The following is a 1,587-nucleotide window of genomic DNA, read 5'->3' on the forward strand; positions in this document are numbered from 1 at the left end:
AGACCTGATCTGCCATCGTAGGTGCCTCGTTGCTCGCAACGCTTGGCCCATCGTCCTTGCCACAGGACCATAACAGGGCCAGGGCCATTACTATTGTTCCTAATTTGTTCGGTAATTTTCTCATGATTTAAATCTTTTTACATACTAGTATCTTGGCAAGATGGGACATTTCAAAAAAAATTATGTGGACGATCTTATCCCTGCGCTGTTTAAGTTGATGGATACCATTTTTTAATTGACGGGGGATATTTAGATGTGAGATGTGAGATGTTAGACTACTGGTTAATGGTTAATGGTTGATGGTTAGTTGAAATTGTTCTTTGTTTTTTGTTTATTGCCTATTGATAATTGATTACTGCTTACTGACTACTGCTTACTGCTTACTGGTTAATGGTTGATGGCTAATGGTTAATGGTTGATGGTTGATGGTTGATGGTCGGAAGTTGGAAGTACGAAATCAGATGTACGAAGTTAAACTACTGAGTACTGCCTACTGCTCGTTGATTAATGATTAATGGAAATTGCTTATTGCTTATTGTTTATTGTTCATTGTCAATTGTTTACTGTCAATTGTTTATTGCTAATTGCATCAATACAAAAAAAGCCCCCCGTTTGCACGGAAGGCTCTATAGGTATATTAAAAGGTGTTTGTCTTTAATTACAATTTGTTGAGCCCGCAAAGTCAATGACCCAATTGTGGTCAATGATCAAAGTATTATAAGCAAATACAGCTTCAGGATCACAAAGTTGAATATTATCCGCCCCTAAAGTAATATTATCTGGAGTGTTGTCCGCAGCTTCCCATCCCACCAATGTGGCAGTGAAATTTTGTGGGGACAGCCCGGAACCATTAAACATGTTCTTCATTGAGGTGACACTGTTTATATTCCATGCTCCAAGATTTTGATCAAAGCTCTCCGCTTCGAAAAACATGGTAAACATACTAGTAACCGAGCTTACATCCCAGTTACTCAAATCTTGGTTAAAAGAGGTGGCACCATAGAACATTACATCCATTTGGGTGACATTGCTCACATCCCAGCCGCTGATATCACCGTTAAAGGAAGTTGCCTCAAAAAACATCCCTGACATTCTAGTCACATTTTCAAGATTGGGAGTATCTATTGCATTATATACCATGTTTATACACTCTTCAAATGTAAAGGCGAAGGTTTTCCAAACTATAGTCCCCCATTGATCAATACTCTTTAAGGTATCACCAAAATCGGGCTTCCGCATAGTCGGAAAATCTCCCTGTATGGCCACTGAATAGGTGCCCTCTGTTTCGTATTCATGGGAAAATCCACTCAAATTGTTATCAGTGACCGTCTCTATGGTACCGTCGCCCCAGTCTACGGTGAAGTCGTAATCAAAATCTGTATTGGTATTTAAGCTTACGATTGAATTGTTCTCGGGCACCTCCCATGTGGTGATAAAGGATGCCGGATCCTCGAACATACTTTCAATGACATTTACCACTGTGATCGTTATCGTTGCATCCACGGATTCGGTGCCATCGGTCACTGTTACGGTCAGCACATGTTCTTCTGCGGTCTCAAAGTCCAGCTCCTTTCCATCGGCAAGGCT

1 protein-coding gene is annotated in these 1,587 nt (G+C 40.6%); it reads right to left on the reverse strand.

Annotation, left to right across the window (positions count from 1 at the left end):
- Nucleotides 1-654: 654 nt before the first annotated feature.
- On the reverse strand, nucleotides 655-1,587 hold a 933-nt coding region (locus MWU56_RS16425), incomplete at its 5' end, for a BspA family leucine-rich repeat surface protein (protein WP_247046498.1).

Origin of the sequence: Allomuricauda sp. F6463D (assembly GCF_023015965.1) — a bacterium.
In the GTDB taxonomy this organism is placed as follows: domain Bacteria; phylum Bacteroidota; class Bacteroidia; order Flavobacteriales; family Flavobacteriaceae; genus Flagellimonas.